Origin of the sequence: Chamaesiphon sp. GL140_3_metabinner_50 (assembly GCF_025361915.1) — a bacterium.
Lineage (GTDB): Bacteria > Cyanobacteriota > Cyanobacteriia > Cyanobacteriales > Chamaesiphonaceae > Chamaesiphon.
The window spans coordinates 1-3,755 of sequence record NZ_JANYJC010000035.1 but is presented as its reverse complement, the minus strand read 5'-3'; the positions used below and the strand labels follow the sequence as shown (position 1 = coordinate 3,755).

Below are 3,755 nucleotides of genomic sequence, written 5' to 3'. Positions count from 1 at the left end.
CGGGGACGGGTGAAGCGATAGTTTTCGAGATTACTGGCTGCACCCATTCCGAAGGCGTAGTAAGGCTGATTTTGCCAATAGGTGCGATTGTGACGACATTGAGAGCCAGGTTTGGCATAATTAGAAATTTCATAATGTTCGTAACCAGCACCACTTAATATCTGTTGAGCGGTACGATACATCTGGGCGGTGGCTTCGTCGCTGGGTAAAGGTTTATCCCCCGGCTGATATTGCTTGGCAAAAGGCGTTTGCGCCTCGACAATCAGATCGTAACAGGAAATATGGGTAGGATTTAGATCGATCGCACATGCCAGCGAAGCCATCCAATTATCGATTGTTTGTTGTGGTAAGCCAGAAATTAGATCGAGGCTCCAGTTGGTAATACCGCCTTGATGAAATAGCTCTACAGCAGCGTAAATATCAGCTACGGTATGCGATCGATCTAAATCCTACCCATATTTCCTGTTACGATCTGATTGTCGAGGCGCAAACCCCTTTTGCCAAGCAATATCAGCCGGGGGATAAACCTTTACCCAGCGACGAAGCCACCGCCCAGATGTATCGTACCGCCCAACAGATATTAAGTGGTGCTGGTTACGAACATTATGAAATTTCTAATTATGCCAAACCTGGCTCTCAATGTCGTCACAATCGCACCTATTGGCAAAATCAGCCTTACTACGCCTTCGGAATGGGTGCAGCCAGCAATCTCGAAAATTATCGCTTCACCCGTCCCCGCAAGACTCAAGAATATTATCAATGGATTGCCGATGGCTGCGATTGGCGAGTCGATCTTACCGCCGCTGAGGATCGGTTTTTAGAAACTTTGATGCTAGGATTGCGATTAGCTCGTGGAATAAGTCTAAATGCGATCGAGTCTGAATTCGGGATCGGTAAGCTCGATCGGTTGTTAAAATGTTTACAGCGATATCAGCACCAGGGATGGGTAGAAATTGTCGAGATCGAACATCACGATTCTCGTTCCGAGAGGCTTTGCCAACGATTATTACGCTTATCAGATCCGGAAGGGTTATTATTTTCTAATGTCGTGCTGACAGAAATATTCAGCCAAGAGTTTTAAATACTTTTCGATGTACCGAAATCTTTGATGATGAGTTCGATCGCAATCGTCGTTTTCCTGCTGGTACTGTTTGGATATTTATATCTAACTTTTTTTGTGGGAGTGATGGCGCTCGATCTGTTTAGGCTCCTGAATATTTCTTCCCTGCTAAGAGGAACGTGGTGGCAAGATAATGTTTCAGTAGCGAAAAATTTAACTATAGAAACATTTTCGATCGGCTCAGAACGCACTTTTATAGGTAAATATATTTCACATTGGGAAATTCCTCGATTTGAAATGATGTCAGTAAATTTTCAACTAGATATTCCCTTTGAAGGTGGTTGGGATTGGCTGACAGAAGCATTAGGAAATCCTACAACTAGAGACGGCTATTCGGGAAAGTTCGATCTCGAATTCAGAGGTAAAATTGTCGAGCAAGGAGCATTTGGACATATGGGAATATGTTCTTATCGCATTGAGGTGTTAGAGGTTCTATCGGTAAGTCGCTCGATCTCCTGAAAAATCCCCTAGCTAATTTAGGATCGTTTTGGATTGCGGCAAATTTTTCTACTGAAATGCGCTGGTAACTAACGGTAATCCCCAAATTAATTTTAGCCTCAGTATCATAGGTTCGATCGATAAATATTCCCTAAATTCGCTTACTTTTGAACCAATCCTGTAATTGTTGACGACAGGTAGCTGCTAAAATGCCGCCAATGACGGTTAATTTGTGATATGAAGCTGCACTATCTGGAATATTCAAAACAGTGCGTACGCTGCCCGTTTTGGCATCATCGGCACCATATACTAGCAATCCCAGCCGTGCCGCGACGATCGCACCAGCACACATCGGACAGGGTTCGAGCGTTACATATAGCGTACAGCGATCGAGGTGCCAGCTATTTAAATACGCTCCTGCCGATCGAATCGCCACAATTTCGGCATGAGCAGTCGGATCTCGATCGCGTTCTCGCCGATTTTCACCCTCAGCAATTATCTCACCCTCAGGACTAATAATTATCGCCCCCACGGGTACCTCACCCGCATTTCCCGCGCTCGTTGCCAATTCGATCGATCTCGCCATCCAGCGTTGATGTAATTGAATATCCATTTAAGTTAGTGAATGGTGAATAGATTTGGGAAAGATCCTCTAGATCCCAGTCCCCCAGTCTCCCAGTCCCCCCGTCCACTTTCCCTCAACAAGTCGGAATTCCGATCCCAATCGATCGGGAGAACCCACTGACTTCGATCGTTTTGTGGCGTTAGGATAGATAATATCCCCTGTTAGTTACGAAAAATTGTTACAATACTTAATAGGGCTAAATACCATCACCTCATGAACACCACACCTTCTAGTCAGTTTTCACCAGAGATGAATCGAGTCGATGCTCCGTCTAACCAGTCTGTCGCACCCGTATCCACAGAACTAGTGGCTGATGCAGAAGTTGTGAACTCTAGACGAGTGAGAGAAGTTACTGACGGTACGTGGTTGGGGTACGATCCGATCGCGATCGCTGAATACTACAGCAGCCAACCCCTGAAAGTATTCGCCCGTTTCTTGAGTATTTTCCTGCCGATCTTTAACTTTGCATTTGGATTGTTGCTCGACAAGTTTACTAACCGTAGTAAAGAAAACCTCGGCAAACGTGCCATCCAGATTCGATCGCTATTAACTAAATTAGGGCCAGCATACATCAAAATCGGTCAGGCACTTTCGACCCGCCCCGATCTAGTACCACCCCAATTTTTAGAAGAGTTAGCTCAATTACAAGATAATATTCCCGCATTTTCTAACGAGATTGCCTATCAATTCATTGAAGAAGAATTAGGCGATCGTCCAGATGCGATTTATGCTGAAATTAGTGACTTACCGATCGCGGCTGCTTCATTGGGGCAAGTATATAAGGGCAAACTTTGGAGCGGTGAAGATGTTGCTATTAAAGTTCAACGTCCGGGGCTGGCAGATAGTATCACTTTAGATTTACATGTCGTTCGGACTTTGGCAATTTGGGCACAAACAAATTTCAAGCAAATCCGCAGTAATTTAGTCTCAATCGTCGATGAATTTGCCGAGCGCATTTTCGAGGAAATGGACTATGAAAATGAAGGACGTAATGCCGAAAAATTTGCCGAATTGTACGGCAGTATGCAAGATATTTATGTACCCAGCATTTACTGGCAGTATACGGGCAGACGCGTCCTGACGATGGAGTGGATTACCGGAACTAAGTTAACCAATCTTGAAGCAGTAGCCGCACAGGGACTCAATGCTACCTATTTAGTCGAAGTTGGCGTGCAATGTTCGTTGCGACAATTATTAGAGCATGGTTTCTTTCATGCCGATCCGCATCCTGGTAATTTACTCGCTACTCCCGATGGTAAATTAGCTTATCTAGATTTTGGAATGATGAGCCAAGTCAAGCCATATCAACGGTATGGTTTGGTAGAGGCGATCGTGCATTTAGTCAATCGCGATTTCGATGGTTTAGGACGAGATTTTGTGAAGTTAGAATTTCTGACTCCAGATACAGATCTCACTCCAATTATCCCGGCTTTGACTTATGTATTCAATAGTTCGCTAGGAATTAGTGGTACTAATATCGCCGACTTAGATTTTAAGAGCGTTACCGACCAATTATCCGGTGTGATGTATGAATTCCCATTCCAAGTACCAGCTTACTATGCATTAATTTTG

4 protein-coding genes and 1 pseudogene are annotated in these 3,755 nt (G+C 44.4%); 3 read left to right on the top strand and 2 right to left on the bottom strand.

Translation table 11 applies throughout. From position 1 onward, the window contains the following. Positions 1 to 440 (bottom strand): annotated as a pseudogene (locus Q0R35_RS01570) (coproporphyrinogen III oxidase); the annotation flags it as partial. 116 nt (positions 441 to 556) lie between these two features. Here Q0R35_RS01570 and Q0R35_RS01565 point away from each other — a divergent pair. After that, on the top strand, positions 557 to 1,081 hold the full coding sequence (locus Q0R35_RS01565) for a hypothetical protein (protein ID WP_295613785.1): 525 nt from the start codon (positions 557 to 559) through the stop codon (positions 1,079 to 1,081). A 27-nt stretch (positions 1,082 to 1,108) separates the two neighbouring features. Next, a complete protein-coding gene (locus Q0R35_RS01560) occupies positions 1,109 to 1,579 on the top strand; it encodes a hypothetical protein (RefSeq protein ID WP_295613783.1) in 471 nt (156 codons plus the stop codon). 130 nt (positions 1,580 to 1,709) lie between these two features. On the opposite strand, the gene tadA is transcribed toward Q0R35_RS01560, so the two are convergent. Continuing rightward, the gene (gene tadA / locus Q0R35_RS01555; protein WP_295613782.1) at positions 1,710 to 2,171 is read right to left on the bottom strand and encodes a tRNA adenosine(34) deaminase TadA; all 462 of its coding nucleotides are present in this window, start codon (positions 2,169 to 2,171) and stop codon (positions 1,710 to 1,712) included. A 225-nt stretch (positions 2,172 to 2,396) separates the two neighbouring features. Between tadA and Q0R35_RS01550 the strand changes: the two genes are divergently transcribed. Continuing rightward, on the top strand, positions 2,397 to 3,755 hold a 1,359-nt coding region (locus tag Q0R35_RS01550), incomplete at its 3' end, for an AarF/ABC1/UbiB kinase family protein (protein WP_295613780.1).